This window comes from Streptococcus sp. NM, from assembly GCF_003390135.1.
Taxonomy (GTDB): Bacteria; Bacillota; Bacilli; order Lactobacillales; family Streptococcaceae; genus Streptococcus.
On the sequence record NZ_QUOS01000003.1, the window covers coordinates 147,501 to 166,525 of the forward strand.

At 42.0% G+C, this 19,025-nt stretch carries 14 protein-coding genes, 3 tRNA genes, 1 rRNA gene and 1 pseudogene (1 of these 19 only partly in view); 3 read left to right on the forward strand and 16 right to left on the reverse strand.

The features are described from left to right. The 9 genes from DXN33_RS06540 to patA all read right to left on the reverse strand — a co-directional run. Window positions 1-46, reverse strand: a tRNA-Ala gene (locus DXN33_RS06540); it reaches 27 nt to the left of the window's first position. Between the two features lie 51 nt (window positions 47-97). Further along, window positions 98-1,643: ribosomal RNA gene (locus DXN33_RS06545) — 16S ribosomal RNA — on the reverse strand. 240 nt (window positions 1,644-1,883) lie between these two features. Further along, a tRNA-Glu gene (locus DXN33_RS06550) sits at window positions 1,884-1,955 on the reverse strand. A gap of 111 nt (window positions 1,956-2,066) precedes the next feature. Then, complete coding sequence (locus DXN33_RS06555; RefSeq protein ID WP_042749937.1) at window positions 2,067-2,501, reverse strand: cytidine deaminase; 435 nt, start codon at window positions 2,499-2,501, stop codon at window positions 2,067-2,069. A gap of 13 nt (window positions 2,502-2,514) precedes the next feature. Then, window positions 2,515-3,975, reverse strand: coding sequence for a glutamate--tRNA ligase (gene gltX, locus DXN33_RS06560; RefSeq protein WP_115904662.1), 1,461 nt, complete (start codon window positions 3,973-3,975; stop codon window positions 2,515-2,517). Between the two features lie 127 nt (window positions 3,976-4,102). Further along, window positions 4,103-5,452: a glucose-6-phosphate isomerase gene (locus tag DXN33_RS06565; RefSeq protein WP_000018268.1), complete on the reverse strand. Its 1,350-nt coding sequence runs from the start codon at window positions 5,450-5,452 to the stop codon at window positions 4,103-4,105. A gap of 169 nt (window positions 5,453-5,621) precedes the next feature. Next, entirely contained in the window at window positions 5,622-6,311 is a 690-nt protein-coding gene (locus DXN33_RS06575) for a gamma-glutamyl-gamma-aminobutyrate hydrolase family protein (RefSeq protein WP_115904663.1), read from the reverse strand. Window positions 6,312-6,449: 138 nt separating this feature from the next. Next, window positions 6,450-8,216: a multidrug efflux ABC transporter subunit PatB gene (gene patB, locus DXN33_RS06580; protein ID WP_115904664.1), complete on the reverse strand. Its 1,767-nt coding sequence runs from the start codon at window positions 8,214-8,216 to the stop codon at window positions 6,450-6,452. A 1-nt stretch (window position 8,217) separates the two neighbouring features. Beyond that, window positions 8,218-9,924, reverse strand: coding sequence for a multidrug efflux ABC transporter subunit PatA (patA, locus tag DXN33_RS06585; RefSeq protein ID WP_115904665.1), 1,707 nt, complete (start codon window positions 9,922-9,924; stop codon window positions 8,218-8,220). Between the two features lie 204 nt (window positions 9,925-10,128). Here patA and DXN33_RS06590 point away from each other — a divergent pair, with 204 nt between their 5' ends. Then, window positions 10,129-11,145, forward strand: a complete 1,017-nt coding sequence (locus DXN33_RS06590) for an NAD(P)H-dependent glycerol-3-phosphate dehydrogenase (protein WP_115904666.1) — start codon at window positions 10,129-10,131, stop codon at window positions 11,143-11,145. Between the two features lie 21 nt (window positions 11,146-11,166). Beyond that, a complete protein-coding gene (galU, locus tag DXN33_RS06595) occupies window positions 11,167-12,066 on the forward strand; it encodes a UTP--glucose-1-phosphate uridylyltransferase GalU (RefSeq protein ID WP_115904667.1) in 900 nt (299 codons plus the stop codon). Window positions 12,067-12,206: 140 nt separating this feature from the next. Here galU and DXN33_RS06600 read toward each other — a convergent pair whose 3' ends face one another. From DXN33_RS06600 to DXN33_RS06625, 6 genes are all read right to left on the reverse strand, one after another. Further along, window positions 12,207-12,737: an ATPase AAA gene (locus DXN33_RS06600; protein WP_042749927.1), complete on the reverse strand. Its 531-nt coding sequence runs from the start codon at window positions 12,735-12,737 to the stop codon at window positions 12,207-12,209. Window positions 12,738-13,068: 331 nt separating this feature from the next. After that, window positions 13,069-13,746, reverse strand: a complete 678-nt coding sequence (locus DXN33_RS06605; RefSeq protein ID WP_115904668.1) for a rhomboid family intramembrane serine protease — start codon at window positions 13,744-13,746, stop codon at window positions 13,069-13,071. Next, window positions 13,730-14,269 carry a 5-formyltetrahydrofolate cyclo-ligase gene (locus tag DXN33_RS06610; protein ID WP_115904669.1) on the reverse strand — a complete coding sequence of 180 codons (540 nt, stop codon included), beginning with the start codon at window positions 14,267-14,269 and terminating at the stop codon, window positions 13,730-13,732. Before DXN33_RS06610 ends, DXN33_RS06605 begins: the two co-directional genes overlap by 17 nt. An 11-nt stretch (window positions 14,270-14,280) precedes the next feature. Then, window positions 14,281-15,411, reverse strand: coding sequence for an N-acetyldiaminopimelate deacetylase (locus tag DXN33_RS06615; RefSeq protein ID WP_115904670.1), 1,131 nt, complete (start codon window positions 15,409-15,411; stop codon window positions 14,281-14,283). Between the two features lie 66 nt (window positions 15,412-15,477). Continuing rightward, a complete protein-coding gene (gene dapD, locus DXN33_RS06620) occupies window positions 15,478-16,176 on the reverse strand; it encodes a 2,3,4,5-tetrahydropyridine-2,6-dicarboxylate N-acetyltransferase (protein WP_000127443.1) in 699 nt (232 codons plus the stop codon). A 228-nt stretch (window positions 16,177-16,404) separates the two neighbouring features. Then, entirely contained in the window at window positions 16,405-17,316 is a 912-nt protein-coding gene (locus DXN33_RS06625; protein ID WP_115904671.1) for a DMT family transporter, read from the reverse strand. A 104-nt stretch (window positions 17,317-17,420) separates the two neighbouring features. On the opposite strand from DXN33_RS06625, the pseudogene DXN33_RS06630 reads away from it, so the two are divergent. Further along, window positions 17,421-18,819: pseudogene (locus DXN33_RS06630) on the forward strand (ISL3 family transposase). A 127-nt stretch (window positions 18,820-18,946) separates the two neighbouring features. Here the strand turns inward: DXN33_RS06630 and DXN33_RS06635 are convergent. Continuing rightward, window positions 18,947-19,020 (reverse strand) — tRNA-Pro (locus DXN33_RS06635). Between the last annotated feature and the right edge of the window lie 5 nt (window positions 19,021-19,025).

The window sequence follows — 19,025 nt, forward strand, 5'->3', positions numbered from 1 at the left end:
CCTCCTGCGTGCAAAGCAGGCGCTCTCCCAGCTGAGCTAAGGCCCCACAAGACCTCTCAAGACTAAACAAGACCAATGCGCAGTTCCTTATCCTTAGAAAGGAGGTGATCCAGCCGCACCTTCCGATACGGCTACCTTGTTACGACTTCACCCCAATCATCTATCCCACCTTAGGCGGCTGGCTCCTTACGGTTACCTCACCGACTTCGGGTGTTACAAACTCTCGTGGTGTGACGGGCGGTGTGTACAAGGCCCGGGAACGTATTCACCGCGGCGTGCTGATCCGCGATTACTAGCGATTCCGACTTCATGTAGGCGAGTTGCAGCCTACAATCCGAACTGAGACTGGCTTTAAGAGATTAGCTTGCCGTCACCGGCTTGCGACTCGTTGTACCAGCCATTGTAGCACGTGTGTAGCCCAGGTCATAAGGGGCATGATGATTTGACGTCATCCCCACCTTCCTCCGGTTTATTACCGGCAGTCTCGCTAGAGTGCCCAACTGAATGATGGCAACTAACAATAGGGGTTGCGCTCGTTGCGGGACTTAACCCAACATCTCACGACACGAGCTGACGACAACCATGCACCACCTGTCACCTCTGTCCCGAAGGAAAGCTCTATCTCTAGAGCGGTCAGAGGGATGTCAAGACCTGGTAAGGTTCTTCGCGTTGCTTCGAATTAAACCACATGCTCCACCGCTTGTGCGGGCCCCCGTCAATTCCTTTGAGTTTCAACCTTGCGGTCGTACTCCCCAGGCGGAGTGCTTAATGCGTTAGCTACGGCACTAAACCCCGGAAAGGGTCTAACACCTAGCACTCATCGTTTACGGCGTGGACTACCAGGGTATCTAATCCTGTTTGCTCCCCACGCTTTCGAGCCTCAGCGTCAGTTACAAGCCAGAGAGCCGCTTTCGCCACCGGTGTTCCTCCATATATCTACGCATTTCACCGCTACACATGGAATTCCACTCTCCCCTCTTGCACTCAAGTTAAACAGTTTCCAAAGCGTACTATGGTTAAGCCACAGCCTTTAACTTCAGACTTATCTAACCGCCTGCGCTCGCTTTACGCCCAATAAATCCGGACAACGCTCGGGACCTACGTATTACCGCGGCTGCTGGCACGTAGTTAGCCGTCCCTTTCTGGTAAGATACCGTCACAGTGTGAACTTTCCACTCTCACACTCGTTCTTCTCTTACAACAGAGCTTTACGATCCGAAAACCTTCTTCACTCACGCGGCGTTGCTCGGTCAGACTTCCGTCCATTGCCGAAGATTCCCTACTGCTGCCTCCCGTAGGAGTCTGGGCCGTGTCTCAGTCCCAGTGTGGCCGATCACCCTCTCAGGTCGGCTATGTATCGTCGCCTTGGTGAGCCGTTACCCCACCAACTAGCTAATACAACGCAGGTCCATCTGGTAGTGATGCAATTGCACCTTTTAAGCAAATGTCATGCAACATCTACTATTATGCGGTATTAGCTATCGTTTCCAATAGTTATCCCCCGCTACCAGGCAGGTTACCTACGCGTTACTCACCCGTTCGCAACTCATCCAGAGAAGCAAGCTCCTCCTTCAGCGTTCTACTTGCATGTATTAGGCACGCCGCCAGCGTTCGTCCTGAGCCAGGATCAAACTCTCATTAAAAGTTTGAGTTCTCACTCATTTCTGTCACTGACAGATTTATTGTTTTTTCATTGTTCAGTACTACAACCTTAGTTGTAGTGCCCTGCACATTGGTTCGTCTTGTTCAGTTTTCAAAGGTCTTTGTCACTCGCTTCTCTCAAGTGACAACTATATTAGTATATCACAGCCGCTTTCGCTTGTCAACACTTTTTTGAAACTTTTTTAACTTTTTTCATCAAGTGCCTCAACCACAATACACCATAGTCCGTACGGGATTCGAACCCGTGTTACCGCCGTGAAAAGGCGGTGTCTTAACCCCTTGACCAACGGACCTGAGCTGTTATTTTCAACTCTTACTATTATACAGACTTTTCATACTTTGTCAACTACTTTTTTCTGTTTTTTTCAAATTAAGTAAAAAGAGCCAGAATTATACTGACTCTTCTATTGATTATTAAACTTAGAAGCACGTTCTTCTCCCCACCAATAGGGCATTAGTTCTGCAACTTTAACTGTTTTTCTTATATTATAGTCCATCATGAATTCTGCATCTTTATTTTCAGCGTTCAACTCTAAGAGGAATTCTCTGCAAGCGCCACAAGGCATACCGGAACTTCCACCATAAGGTGGTTTGTCTCGAAAGGCTAATACTTTTTTAACCTTAGTTTGTCCTGAAAATTGGTACATATTGAAGAGAGCCGCCCGCTCTGCGCAGAGATGGAAAACACCACAAGTTCCCTCCATGCAGAAACCTGTAAATATTTGTCCATCTTCTGCTTCTACTGCGGCAACGACATGATTAGCATAAACAAAATCAGATACTTCATGTGGATTATACAATTTCTGTGCCTCTTCGTACATCTTTTCCCAGATGTCCATTATTACATCCTTCTTATTTAGAGATTTCTTTTAACATATTTTCGATATGCTGGATTGATTTTTCACGTCCAAGCAAGAAAATTGTATCTGGTAATTCTGGTCCATGCATTTCACCTGAAACAGCGATACGAATAGGCATGAAGAGATTTTTCCCTTTGATACCTGTTTCTTTTTGAACAGCTTTGATTTGTGGGAAGATATTTTCTGTTACAAATTCATCATCTGTCATCGCTTCAAGTTTTGCCTTGAAGGCTTCAAGAACTGTTGGGACTGTTTCCCCCGCCATTACTTCGCGTTCTGCTTCTGTCAATTCTGGGAAATCTGAGAAGAAGAGATCTGTCAATGGGATAATCTCATATACTGATTTCATTTGTGGTTTATAGAGCTCAACTAATTTTTCAGCCTTATCAGTTAAACGGCCTACTTCCTCTAAGAATGGTTTTGCCATTTCAAAGATAGTTTCTAGGTCTGCATTCTTGATATAATCATTGCTCATCCAGTCGAGTTTCTTCTGATCAAAGGCTGCTGGGGACTTGCTGAGGCGGTTTTCATCGAAAAGTTTAATGAGTTCTTCACGAGAGAAGATTTCATCTTCTCCACCTGGGTTCCAACCAAGAAGAGCAATAAAGTTAAAGACTGCTTCTGGAAGGTAACCTTTCTTTCGGTAATCTTCGATAAACTGAAGGGTGTTGGTGTCACGTTTAGACAATTTTTTCCCAGTTTCAGAGTTGATAATCAAAGTCATGTGACCAAACTCTGGAGCTTCCCAACCAAGTGCTTCATAAACCATGAGCTGTTTTGGTGTATTAGCAATGTGGTCGTCTCCACGGATTACGTGAGAAATTTGCATATCATGGTCATCGATGACAACGGCAAAGTTGTAAGTTGGGTAACCATCTTTCTTTTGGATAACCCAGTCACCACCGATATTGCCACCTTCAAATTCGATATCACCTTTGACCATATCATGCCACTTGTAGACACCTGACTCATTGACCGCCAAGCGAACTGTTGGGATGATCCCTGCTGCTTCACGTTCTGCGATGTAAGCTGCTTTTTCCTCTTCACTCATACCGAGGTATTCGTTGATATAACGAGGTGTTTCACCAGCTGCTTCTTGGCGTTCGCGTTCAGCTGCCAGCTCTTCTTCTGTAACGTAAGATTTGTAGGCTTTTCCTTCAGCTAATAGTTGATCGATGTATTTTTGATACAAGTCCAAACGCTCAGACTGGCGGTAATTTTCATGTGTTTCTGGGCTTTCATCCCAATCCATACCTAACCAGCGAAGGTTTTCAAGTTGTGAACGTTCACCATCCTCGACATGACGTTTACGGTCAGTATCTTCGATACGAATGATAAAAGTTCCACCATGATGACGTGCGTAAAGGTAGTTGAACAATGCTGTACGGGCATTCCCGATGTGTAGTAGTCCTGTTGGACTTGGTGCGTAACGTACGCGGATATCTTTTGACATAGTTTCTCCTATAAAGTCTCTAGGCGTCTGCCTTTTTGCTCTCTATATTATATCACAAGTCTTGGCTGAGTCCAATTTCTATGGATAAAGAGAGTAAAAAGAGTGGACAAACCACTCTTTTCTTCTATTATAGACGTGCGTTAAGTTCTTTGCTCAATTCTTCAAATCCTGGTTTTCCAAGAAGGGCAAACATGTTACGTTTGTAAGCTTCAACACCTGGTTGGTCAAATGGGTTGATAGCATTCAAGTAACCTGAAAGAGCAATTGCCAATTCGAAGAAGTAGATAGTGTAACCAAGAGTGAAAGCATCTTGCTCTGGAAGAGTCACATACATGTTTGGTACGTCACCATCTGTGTGGGCAAGAAGAACACCGTCAGTCGCTTTTTTGTTTACAAAGTCAACGTCTTTTCCTTGAAGGTAACCAAGTCCATCAAGATCTTCTTCCAAGCTAGGAATAATCACGTTTTTACGAGGTTTGTCAACACGGACTACTGTTTCAAACATGATACGAGTTCCTTCTTGGATAAATTGACCCAATGAGTGCAAGTCAGTTGAGAAGTTGGCTGAAGTTGGGTAGATACCTTTTTGATCTTTTCCTTCTGATTCACCAGCCAATTGTTTCCACCATTCTGAGAAGTATTGAAGTGATGGCTCGTAGTTTACCAAGATTTCTGTTGCATAGCCTTTACGGTAAAGAATGTTACGAACTGCTGCGTATTGGTAAGCTTCGTTTTCAGAGATTTTATCTGAAGTGTAGTCTTTGCGAGCTGCATTCGCACCTTCCATAAGGGCTTTGATGTCAGCTCCTGATGCTGCGATTGGAAGCAAACCAACGGCTGTCAATACTGAGAAGCGTCCACCGATATCATCTGGAACAACAAATGTTTCCCAACCGTTAGCGTCTGCTTCAACCTTAACAGCACCTTTTTGGCGGTCAGTTGTTGCATAGATACGTTTGTTTGCTTCTTCTTGACCGTATTTCTTAACCAAGAGTTCTTTGAAAACACGGAAAGCAATCGCTGGTTCAGTTGTTGTACCTGATTTAGAAATCACGTTTACTGAGAAATCTTTATCAGCTACGTACTCTACCAAGTCAGCAAGGTAAGTAGATGAGATTGAGTTTCCTGCGTAAAGGATTTGTGGAGCCTTGCGTTCTTCTTTTGTTTGCAAGTTTGCAAAGTGGTGGTTCAAGAAGTCGATTGCTGCTTTGGCACCAAGGTAAGATCCACCGATACCGATTACAACCAAAACATCGCTGTCTGATTTGATTTGCTCAGCAGCTTTCAAGATGCGGTCAAATTCTTCGCGGTCGTAGTTTTCAGGAAGGTCCAACCATCCCAAAAAGTCGCTACCAGCACCAGTTCCTTTACGGATCAATTCATCTGCTGCTGTTACTTGTGATTGCATGTATTCCACTTCATGTGGTGCAACAAATTTGTCTAAAACTTTTGAATAATCAAATTTAATATGTGACATGTTATTCCTCCAATATTTCTTCTTTTCTATCATAACGCTTACCTTCGTTTTTTTCAAGTTTTTTGTCGAATTTCTCCAATTTTTATCAGAATTCAAACGTTTGCGTAAAAATCCCACATTCCAAAAATTTTGAAAAAATAAAAGAAAGAACGACTAGATGTTCCAGTCGTTACAGTTCATTCAATAAATACTCAAATAATTCTAAATTGCCATCTTCTTCATTGACCAGAAACTCTGGATGCCACTGCAAACCGATAATGCGGTGCTCATCGATAGACTCAATCGCTTCGATGGTCTGGTCTCTTGGATCAATAGCAGTTACACGAAAATTAGGTGCCAAATCTTTAATGCTTTGACGATGGACGGAGTTGACTTGACTTTCTTTTCCAAATAGCTTAGCCACCACGCTTCCTTCTACTGTCTCAATAGAGTGAGATGTTCCGAAAGGTAATCCTTGCCAGTGACCTTCGATTTCTTGATTGAGAGTTCCCCCAAAGGCAACATTGACAAGTTGGACACCGCGACAGATTGCCATAATTGGTTTATTCTGACGGAGCGCTTCCTTCAAGAGTGCCAATTCAAACTCATCGCGCACTAGGTTGTAATCATCACTCTCGATGGTCTTTTTCTCTCCATAAAACTGAGGATGGACATTTTGCCCGCCTGTCAAAATGAGTTTGTCAATCATTTCCACATAATCGCGTACAACTGACTCATCACCAACAGGAATGACTAAAGGGAGACCACCGACTTGACGAATGCTCTCTGCGAATCTACAAGATACAGATGAATGAATGTTTTTACCTTCTGCGTCTACAGGACATAGATTTGCAGCAACTCCTACAATCGTTCTAGCCATGATGCCTCTCCTTTCGAATGTTAACGATAGTCCTATCATATCACTCAAAATGACTTTCGTCTAATATGTTTTTTTTAAGACTGTGATAAATATTTTTTATGGATAAGAAAAAGCTGCCCACATAGGACAACTTCTTTCTTATTCAAAGACAAATTGATTGTGATAAAGTTCTGAATAGAATCCACCCAGTTTCAAAAGTTCATGGTGGTTACCACGTTCAATGACTTCTCCATCTTTGAGGACAATAATCTGATCAGCATTGAGAATAGTTTTCAAGCGATGGGCAATGACAAAACTGGTTCTACCTGCTACAACTGCCTCCATGGCATGCTGAATCTTGCTTTCTGTCACCGTATCTACGTTTGAAGTTGCTTCATCGAGAATGAGAACTTCTGGATCTGTCATCAGGGTTCGAGCGATAGAAATCAATTGCTTTTGTCCTGTCGAGAAAATGCTTTGATCATCATCGATAAGGGTATCGTACTTATCAGGCAAGCTTTCGATATAGTCGTGAATGTGGGTTGCTTTGGCTGCTGCCTCAACCATTTCTTGACTAGCATCTGGTACACCGAAACGGATATTGTCTCGAATCGTTCCGCTAAACAAGACCGAATCTTGCAAGACAATCCCCACCTTGCTTCTGAGACTATCCAAGTCATAGTCACGAATGTCTTTGCCATCAAAATAAATACCACCAGCATCAACATCATAAAAGCGATTGATGAGGTTCATAATAGTGGTTTTTCCTGAACCTGTCGGCCCAACAACCGCTGTCATCTGGCCTTTAGGGGCAGAAATGCTGACATCTTTCAAAATAGGTTTATCAGGTAAGTATGAAAAATCAATATGACTGATTTCAACACCTTCTTGCAACTTAGTAAAGGTCGGCGCCTTTTCAGGTCGAATTTCTTCCTCTGCATCAAACATTTCCTGAATTCGTTCAGCACCTGCAAAGGCTAACTGAAGGCTTCCCCAACTAGCCGCAACTTGAATAATAGGCTGGTAGTACTGCTGTGAAAATTGTGCAAACATAACAATCAAACCTAGGGCTGTACTTGTTTCAATAGTCTTATCGTTTAATAGAACGGCCGAACCAGCAAAGATAACGATGGCTGTGTTGACCAGACTCATCCCATTCATGACAGGGAAAAGAATTCCTGAGAACATTCTTCCTTTAAAGGTTGCCCTGCGCACGCGCTCATTTTGTTCAAGAAACCCTGCCATCATATCCTCTTGAATTCCTTGCACAATCACGGCTTTTTGGCCTGAAATACTCTCGTCCATATAGGCGTTGAGTTTCCCTACCTCTTTTTGCTGGAGGTTGGTGTATTTGCGTGCCATTTTTACAATAAAAATCAGCATAAGGAAGGCCACTGGTGTGCTTGCTATGGTGATGAGGGCCAGCGTCACATTTCTCGAAAACATGACGAGAATCAGACCAATATATAAAACAATATTGCTCATGACCTGAATCAAACTTTCGTTAAAGGCTTGGAGGATATTATCCAAATCACTGGTAAAACGAGACAGGATATCGCCATCTTGTCGGCGGTCAAAGAAAGAAACCGTCAAGCGAGAAAGCTTACCGAAGAGGCCTTTGCGCATCTCGTTTGTCGACTCTGCAATCACGCGCGTCATGAGACACATGTATATCACACTAGAGATAAATAGAACCAAAACCAGCAGACCAAGATTGACCATGATTCCTGATAGGCTTTGCCAAACAAGTTCTGGATTGCCATCTTGATAAGCTTGAACTAAATTAGCTAGCTCTGTCACTGCTTGTCCAGAAAAGACTGGAAAGAGGGCTTGGGCAAGAGTTGCTAAAACAATCATCAGGATAACAACTACAAATGATAGCTTATAGACTTTAAAATAATTCCAAAAAAATTGAACTGTCTTCATTTTACTCCTCCTTTCCTTTCTGTGTTTCGTAGATTTCACGGTAAACAGCATTGTTGGCAACCAAGTCTGCATGCGTACCTTGACCAATCAATCGTCCTTGATCTAGAACCAAGATTTTATCTGCATGAACAACCGAGCTAATCTTTTGAGCGATGATAATGGTTGTCGTTCCCTTTAATTCCTTATTCAAGGCTTCTTGCACCAGGCGCTCTGACTTAGCATCCAAGGCTGAGGTCGAATCGTCAAAAATCAGAATACGCGGATTGCTGACAATCCCACGCGCAATCGACATCCTTTGCTTTTGCCCACCTGAGAAATTGGTTCCTCGTTCCTCAACTGGACTTTCAAAGGTTTTCTCCATACGATGAATGAATTCACTAGCTTGGGCAATATTGGCTGCACGCTCCATTTCAAATAGAGTGGCATCTCCCTTACCCTGTCTCAAGTTATCTGCAATCGTTCCACTAAAGAGAATGGTACGTTGGAGAACGATAGAAACTGTTTTACGCAGGGTCCCTTCACTCACTTCTCGAATATCCTTACCTCCGATTTTGATAGCCCCTTCCTGTGGGTCAAAGAGACGTGGAATCAATTGAGCCAAGGTTGATTTTCCTGCACCAGTCGCTCCAACGACACCAACCATCTGACCAGGTTCGATAGTAAAGGTCACATCTTTCAGCATCGGTTCCTTATCCATTGGATAAGTAAAAGTTACATTTTCAAAGCTAAGACTTCCGACCAACTCTTCATCTGGTACATCCTTGAAAGTCATAGCTGACTCTGCGTCAAGAATTTCTCGAATACGACGCATAGAAATCATGGCACGACTGACAGAATTTCCCAAAAATCCAACCATGACAATGGTAAAGATAATTTGGCTTAGGTAATTGACAAAGGAAGCAATGGAGCCAACAACTGACGGTTCCGACTGAACCATCCCTACAACTAGCCAAATAGAGAGGAAAACCGCTCCATAACCGACCAACATCATGACAGGTTCCACTACTGAAAAGGCGTAACCAATGTAAAGATTTTGACCGAGAAGCTCGTCTGAGACCTCTGTAAACTTAGCAAACTGCTCTTTTTCTTGGACAAAGGACTTGACCACACGAACCCCACGCAGATTTTCTTTGGCAATGGCATTGATGCGTTCAAGAAGGGTTTGAAACTTGGCAAAACGAGGCCCCATCATACCCATCATGACAGCAGTCAAACCAAAAATTAAGATCACCATGAGAACAATCACCCACCACAGAGAAGGTAGGGTTTGAACCGCCAAGATAAACGAACCGATGAACAAGAGGGGAAGTCTGAAAAGAATTTGGAAGGTCATCATGACCACGTTCTGAATCTGGTTGATATCATTTGTCATGCGAACGACTAGATTTCCCGCATTAAACTGTTCAATATTAGCATAAGAAAAGGTTTGGATTTTACGGAAGGCATCCTCTCGAAGATCGGATGAAACTCCTTGGGCAATGTAGGCTGCTAGGACAACATTAAGACCACCAGCAACTAGACCGACCAAGGCCACACCAATCAACCAAGCCCCTATACTATAAATGGCTTCATATTTCCCAGCAAGGAGGGCGTCTAACACTTCCTGCAGATAACGCGGTTGCAAAAGTGAACTAGCAACCATCAAGCCTGTCATCAGGAGCGAAGCCAAGGCCTGCCACTTGTAGGTTTTTATTTTCTGAATCAGCATACTTTCTCCTTAAAAAATAGACAAAAGGGAGCGACAATGCGTCAGCTCCTTCTCATTCTGTTTGTGTGATGTTATTCTAGCAAAAAAGTGGGAACTTGTCAAAGAAGTCTCCTTGATACAAATTAGTGCGCTTTCATCTACAGTAATGCATGATAAAGGTTTTTATGGTAAAATAGTAAAAAGAAGGTTATAAAGGAGGGGAATATGGAAAAACAAACCATCGCCGTCTTGGGGCCTGGTTCTTGGGGAACTGCCCTTTCACAAGTCTTAAATGACAATGGACACGAGGTACGTATTTGGGGAAATCTTCCCGAACAAATCAATGAAATTAATACCAATCATACTAACAAACACTACTTTAAAGATGTCGTTCTAGATGAAAATATCATTGCCTACACCGACTTAGCAGAGGCACTGAAAGATGTAGATGCGCTTTTGTTTGTTGTCCCAACAAAAGTGACACGACTTGTTGCCCAACAAGTTGCAAAAACCTTGGACCATAAGGCTATCATCATGCACGCATCAAAGGGATTAGAACCTGATAGCCATAAACGATTATCAACTATCCTTGAAGAAGAAATTCCTGAACATCTCCGCAGTGATATTGTCGTTGTTTCAGGACCTAGTCATGCGGAAGAAACCATTGTACGTGACCTGACTTTAATCACTGCTGCTTCTAAAGATTTACAAACAGCTCAATACGTTCAAGAACTCTTTAGTAATCACTACTTCCGACTTTATACCAATACGGATGTTATCGGAGTTGAAACTGCTGGTGCTCTTAAAAATATTATTGCTGTCGGTGCCGGTGCTTTACATGGTCTGGGATTTGGTGACAATGCTAAGGCAGCCATCATCGCTCGAGGTTTGGCAGAAATTACCCGTCTAGGAGTAGCACTCGGTGCCAATCCATTGACCTATAGTGGCTTGTCTGGTGTAGGAGACTTGATCGTAACGGGAACCTCCATCCACTCTCGTAACTGGAGAGCCGGAGATGCTCTTGGTCGTGGAGAATCTCTAGCTAATATCGAAGCCAATATGGGCATGGTGATTGAAGGAATCTCAACGACTCGAGCAGCCTACGAACTAGCGCAAGAACTTGGAGTCTATATGCCCATTACACAAGCCATTTATCAAGTTATCTACCACGGAACCAATATCAAAGATGCCATTTATGACATCATGAACAATGAATTTAAAGCAGAAAATGAGTGGTCTTAACCCTCTAAAGAAAGGATTCTTATGACATCAAAAGTTAGAAAGGCAGTCATCCCTGCCGCTGGACTCGGGACTCGATTTTTACCAGCAACCAAAGCACTTGCTAAAGAAATGTTGCCAATTGTGGACAAACCAACTATCCAATTTATCGTCGAAGAAGCTCTTAAATCAGGTATTGAAGATATTCTAGTTGTCACTGGTAAATCAAAACGTTCTATTGAAGACCACTTTGACTCAAACTTTGAGCTTGAGTACAACCTCAAAGAAAAAGGCAAACATGACTTGCTAAAATTGGTAGACGAAACAACTGGCATTCGCCTTCACTTTATCCGTCAAAGCCATCCTCGTGGTCTTGGCGATGCTGTCTTACAAGCAAAAGCTTTTGTAGGGAATGAGCCCTTCGTTGTCATGCTGGGTGACGACCTAATGGATATCACAGATGACAACGCTGTACCTTTGACAAAACAATTGATGAATGATTACGAGTCGACTCATGCATCAACAATTGCTGTTATGCCTGTCCCTCATGAAGACGTTTCAGCATATGGAGTTATCGCTCCTCAGGGTGAAGGGATTAATGGTCTCTACAGTGTCGAAACTTTCGTTGAAAAACCAGCTCCAGAAGATGCCCCAAGTGATTTGGCAATCATCGGACGCTATCTGCTCACACCAGAAATTTTTGAGATCCTCGAAAATCAAGCTCCCGGTGCTGGAAATGAAATCCAACTTACCGACGCTATTGATACACTTAATAAAACTCAACGTGTTTTCGCCCGCGAATTTACAGGAGCTCGTTACGACGTTGGCGATAAGTTTGGCTTTATGAAAACATCTATTGACTATGCCCTCAAGCACCCACAAGTCAAAGATGACTTGAAAGATTACCTCATCCAATTGGGAAAAGAATTAGCTGAGGGGGAATAGAATTAGTTTCCAGTTAATAAATTAAGTCTCCAGCAAGTTGACTCTGGAGACTTAATTATTTTACAAATTTACATACAATTTAAAGATTTATGAGATATGTCTCTAAATCTACCAACTCAACTTCGGTCCTTAATGATGGATTACAGATTTTCAATCAAAAATCGATTTGAAGTTTTAATGATATTTGCTATTTTGGGGACGTCTAAATCATCTGTATACAGAAAATGTTTTTCCTTCTCCTTATTTTTAGCTAGAAACTCACTTCTTGCTTGTATTGATAAGTTGCCCACTCTTTCAATTTCTTTTCGAGAATCATCCCTATCTTTCAAGGTTTTTTCTTCGGCCATTAAGACACAATATTTTAGACCAATTTGTTTTTCTTTTAAGAAAGAAGCAATTTTCTTCAGTTGGTATTCAAAAATGACATACTCTATTACGACAGAGATGCCTCGAGTTATAAAATTATTGGTCAAGCTGATGATATTGTCCCAAAACAAATCCATGTAATAGCCCTCATCTTCCCAGGGAGCCACTATACCACCTTTAATCATTAAGTAAATCAAATCCCCCTCTATAACTGCACTTTTATCAAAAGAATAAGCTAACTCTTTACTAACAGTACTTTTCCCAACGCCTGGGGGGCCTGAAATAATGTAAACACAATTTTCCAACTTTATACCTCTTTTATTCTAATAATTCTTCAATCAATTTCTAATATTATAACATTTTCTATTTTTAAAATATATAATAAGACTGATACAACACTATATTCTAGAAACTTACGATACAAAAGAAATAAAAAAGCACACCATTCTCAATTTTCTGCAAAAAAACTTATTTACAAATGACTTCTTCGCGATAGAATGGGCGCTCACTTTCTCAAATCATCTACACACAAAGACTTATTTTTAGAGCTGTGTTGGTTCGAATAGTTCCAAAATCATTAAAAGCTACTCATTTTTCAAGTAGCTTTTTTTCTTATTCAAGTTTACATATTAGTCGTCACAACCCCATTCCCTTGTAGAAAAGCAAAACTGCGAGTCCTACGAATAACACTACCGCTCCTAACCTCTGGCTGGTACCATACATCCTTCTTTCTCCTCGAACTGGAAAGATAATTGCTAGAAATGCTCCGCCGACTGCACCACCGATATGGCCTGCTAGGCTGATTCCTGGAATCAGAACACTTCCAATAATGTTAACCACAAAAAGTGTCAGATAAGATTGGCCTAGCTGCTGGATATAGGAGTTCCGAGTAGCATAGCGAAGAACAATAATCGCGGCAAATAGCCCATAAAGAGAGGTAGAGGCTCCTGCTGCTAAGGATTTGGGACTAAATACAAAAACAAAGAGATTGCCCATCATTCCTGATAAAAGATAGAGAAAGAAAAACTTCTTGGATCCGAAAATTTCCTCTACTTGCCTACCAAGATAATAGAGCGAAAGCATATTAACAATGAAATGCTCCCACCCAATATGAACAAAAATGGCAGAAAAGAGACGCCAAATCTGCTCGGGAAAGAGCCGAATAGCAGGCCCATACATGGCTCCAAATCGAAATAAGGTATCCGCCCTGTCAAAGTTTCCACCTGTAGTCACCAACATTAGTAGAAACACCAAGGCCGTCACTAAGAGGAAGCAACTCGTTACAGGGTAACGTCTATCAAAGATTTCCTTCATCAATTAAAACCTCCTGAACAGGAATATCATGCTTTTCAGGGATAAAATCCTGAATTTGATAAGGATAAACCGTACTCAAAGTATGACCAGAAAAATGTTCCAGATAGCGGTCATAATAGCCTCCACCGTATCCAATCCGATATCCTTCCGTCGTAAAAGCCAGACCAGGAACATGAATCAAATCAATCTGAGAGGCATCCACCACTTCCAAATCTCCCTGTGGTTCCAGTAAGCCAAAGGAAGTTTTTACCAACTGTTGCGGATCATAGACCACAAAGTCCATGCGCCCCTTGGGATAAGTTTTGGGGATCAGAACCTTCTTGCCGTCCTTCAGCGCCTGCTCAATCAGTTCCTGCGTTTGAAATTCATGAGGAAAAGAGAGGTAGCTTGCGATGACCCTGGCTTCTTGGTAAAAGGGATGGTGTAAAAGTCGTTCTGTTAAAGCTTGGTCTATAAACTGTTTTTGCTCTCGAGGGATAGCCTTCATTTCTTGCAAAATTTTCTTGCGTAGTTCTGCTTTCATAGATAATTCCTCTACTCTGTTGCCTTCTTTTTCAGGAAACTAGAAACCGCATCCACCCCAATAGCTAATGCTTCTTCCTTAGGGCTCATCTGAGGGTGATGAAGAGCGTAGAGACTATCGATACCCAACCAAAACATAACACCGTCTACCTTCGAAAGGAGATAACCAAAGTCTTCACCTGTCATAGCAGGTTCAATATCAATTAACTCAATTCCGTCTTTTTCTTCAAAGAAATCCATCAGTTCACGCGCCAAGGCTGGATTGTTCTCAACAGGCAGGTAACCACCTTGCTTGAGTTCAACTTCGACTTCCATATCAAAGGCAGCTGCAACTCCTTCTGCAACTGTTTTGACCCTCTTTTGAACCAAGAGACTCATATCTTGAGTCAAGGCCCGAATAGTTCCATGTAAAAAGGCTGTGTCTGTGATGACATTGTTGGTTGTTCCAGCTTGGAAAACTCCAAAGGTCACCACCGCTCCCTCGATTGGGTTGACATTTCGGCTGACCACTGACTGCACTTGGGTTACAAAGTAACTAGCCGCTACCAAGGCGTCATTGGCTTCATGTGGAAAGGCTGCATGTCCTCCTTTTCCTTTGAAACGAATCTTCACCTCACAGGTCCCTGCAAAGAGTGTATGGGTATTGGTCGCGATCTGACCAACCTTCAAATCTGGACGGACATGGAGACCATAAAATTGGTCTGGCAACCAGTCTCCAAAAGCACCATCCTCATACATGAGCATCCCACCTGCTTCATTCTCTTCAGCAGGTTGAAATAGGAAAAGCAGATTGTTCTTTGGTTGCTCCTCCAGTGCACGCTCAAGACAACCCAAGGCAATGGTCATGTGGAAATCATGTCCACAAGCGTGCATACGACCTTGGTGCTGAGAAGCAAAAGGAAGGCCTGTTTGTTCAACAATAGGTAGACCATCAATATCTGTCCGCCAACCAATGGTACGCTCTGGCTGACTTCCCTGTAAGTAGACCAAAATACCTGTCTGCCAAGTACGAACTTGAACAAAGTCCTTGCCCGCAGTCAATTTCTCAATCACATCCATCAAATAAGCATGAGTCTTGAACTCCTCCAAGCCAATCTCTGGAATCTGGTGCAAATCTCGTCTAGTCTGAATCAAATCTAACATCTATCTGTCCTCCTATATAGCAGAAAGAGGCTAGAAAAGAGTTCCGCCTCTATTTTTCATTTACAATTACAAGGTACGAAGCGCATCTTCTAGCGCTGTTTTTTGTTGAGTTTGGGCATCAATCTCTTTGATGATACGAGCTGGAACACCTGCTACCACCACGTTTTCTGGGACATCTTGGGTAACGATAGCTCCTGCCGCGACAACTGAACCACTACCGATTTGAACTCCTTCGATAACCACTGCATTGGCCCCGATGAGAACATTGTCTCCGACACGGACTGGTTCAGCACTAGCTGGCTCAATCACACCTGCCAAAACTGCACCTGCACCAACGTGACTGTTTTTCCCCACGATAGCACGGCCACCAAGGATAGCACCCATGTCAATCATGGTTCCTGCACCAATTTCAGCACCGATATTGATAACTGCTCCCATCATGATAACAGCATTGTCACCAATTTCAACCTGATCACGGATAATCGCACCCGGCTCAATACGAGCGTTGATAGCACGTTTATCTAGCAAAGGAACTGCAGAATTACGAGCGTCTTGCTCAACAACATAGTCTTGATTTTCTACCAAGCCATCGAGAAGAGGAGCTACATCCTTCCAGTCTCCAAATAGGACATTCCCTAGTTTGACAACAGAGCTAGGTACAGCAGTTGCAAGTTCTCCCTCAAAGGTTACTTTTACACTGGTTTTCTTCTCAGCATTGGCGATAAATTGGATAATTTCTTGTGCGTTCATTTTTGTAGCAGTCATAGGCGCCTCCTAGTTCATTTTAATGATACCTATTCTACCAAAAAAGGCTTCAAATTTGAAGCCTTTTTGTTTGTTTTTAGGTATGATTTTTAGGGATGTGAGATAAAACGTGCTGTCGGTAAAAGCAAGCCCCTACCGATACAACCTAAAAACACTCTTCACAACTATCTCCCCGTGTTTTATTGACTATTCTAGTATAGCACACTTTTAGAATTAAGAAAAGGCTTTTTATTTACTTTCTTTCGCTTCTTCTATCGATAGGAAAATCATGGGTAAAATAATCAGGGCCATAGCTAGAAGAAGGGACCAATCCACCACCAATCCTAAAAACAAAACACTCAAGAGAGCAGAGGAGAGAGGTTCACTGGCACTAATGACAGAAACCACCAAAGGAGAAACCAAGGACACTGCCTTCATGGAAATAAAAAAGGCAAAAGCCGTCCCAAAGAAAGCGATAATGAGACAAATCAAGATACTCCAAATATCAAGAGTAAAGGAAAGCTGATAAACTGGTGAGAGAACATTGCTAAATAAACCTGCTAAAATCATACCCCACCCAACCGTGGGTACAAAACCATAGCGCTTTGCAAAAGGTTGAGGCAAGATAACATTAAACATGACCCCCATGGCACTCAGCAAACCCGACACAAGTGCTAGCGGTGTCATGGATAATTGAGAGAGATCTCCCTTTGTCGCCATCAGGCAAACACCCAACATGGCAACCAAAACATAAAAAATAGCGCTTTTTGACGCTCGTTTTTGATAAACTAAGCGATTGTAAAAGAGGATAAAGACAGGGCTAATAAACTGTAAAATAGTTGCTGTCGCTGCATTTGAGTATTCTACACAGAGATAGAAAAAAAACTGAACTGAAAAAATCCCCAAAATAGAATAGGCTAAAAAGGGCAGATAATTTTTCTTATCTCGCCAAATATCTAGCACTTGCGATTTTAATTGCACTGCAGACCAAATGAGCACAAGACTCCCTGCCAGTGTCAAACGCATAGAGGTAATCCAGCCAGAGGACACTTGATAATAAGTAAAGAAATATTCTCCTAAAATTCCACAGATTCCCCAGATTAAGCCGGATAGGAGCGAATAAATTGTTCCTTTAACAATCTTTTTCTGATACTGATTCATACCTTTATTGTAACACGAAAGGAAAAAAGAAAAAAGTGGCAATAGAAAAGTCCCCATAAGATCTATAATGAAAAGTTACCAAACAACTCATTAGAAAGAATCATATGGAACAACTACACTTTATCACAAAACTACTCGATATTAAAGATCCTAATATCCAAATTATGGATGCTATCAATAAGGGTAACTTCTCAAAGGAACTTCCACTTTTACTAGCGGTGGAACTTAGTTTGGGAATTTAGCTGTTATCAATAGGAATACCCACAAGTAAATCATCTCTAAACTGGAATACGATGTCCCATCTTGTCCTCATTGTGGGAAGTCAAATGAAGAAATATGACTTTCAAAAACTGTCTAAGATTCCTTACCTTGAAACGACTGGTATGTCTACTAGAATTCTGCTTAGCAAGCGTCGATTCAAGTGCTATCACTGTTCAAAAACGATGGTGGCTGAGACTTCTATCGTCAAGAGGAATCACCAAATCCCTCGTATCATCAACCAAAAGATTACTCAAAAGCTGATTGAAAAGACTTCTATGACCGATATTTCACATCAGCTAGCCATTTCAACTTCAACTGTCATTCGCAAGCTCAATGACTTTCACTTTGAGTGTAACTTTAGCCATTTGCCTGAAATTATGCCCTTGGATGTTAAAAAAGTCAGGTGAGTGACTGTTTCAATCGGTAGTTGAAGATGAGTTTCATTGCGCAAGATTTTTTAATCTCAGTATCATAGCTGTTCTTGAGGGTAGAACACAAACTGTCATCCGAAATAACTTTCTTCGCTACCATAGAGCTGTTCGCTGTCGAGTGAGAATCATTACGAAGGATATGTTTAGCCCTTACTATGACTTGGCTAAGCAGCTTCGCTTTCGAATTTCTAGGCTCAGGCTGAAACAGTCTCCCAGACTGTTTCACTCCCAAACGCTAAAATCGTGTTGGATCGTTTCCATATTGTCCAACACATGAGCCGTGCTATGAGTTGTGTGCGTGTCCAAATCATGAATCAGTTTCATCGAAAATCTCATGAATACAAGGCTATCAAGCGATACTAGAAGCTCATCCAGCAGGATAGTCGTAAATTGAGTGATAAACGTTTTAATCTCCCTACTTTTCGTATGCACTTGACTAATAAAGAAATTCTAGACAAGCTTTTGAGCTATTCAGAAGACTTGAAACACCACTATCATCTCTATGACTCTTGCTTTTTCACTTTCAGAATAAGGAACCGAATAAATTTTTCGGACTCATTGAGGACAATCTAAAGCAGGTTCATCCTCTTTTTCAGACTGTCTTTAAAACCTTTCTCAAGGACAAAAAGAAAATTGTCAACGCCCTTCAACTCCCCTTTTCCAACGCAAAAATGGAAGCAACGAATAATCTCATCAAACTTATCAAGCGCAATGCCTTTGGTTTTCGGAACTTTGGAAACTTCAAAAAACGGATTTTTATCGCTCTGAATATCAAAAAGAAAGGACGAAATTTGTCCTTTCTCGAGCTTAGCTTTTCATCAACCCACTACAGTTGACAAAGAACCAATTAAAAAAGAGAGAAGCAAACTGATTCTCTCTTAATGTATATAATATCTAGTTAAACAAAAAAAGATACGCTTACGTATCTCTGTAATGAATCGGGAAGACAGGATTCGAACCTGCGACACCTTGGTCCCAAACCAAGTACTCTACCAAGCTGAGCTACTTCCCGAGTTA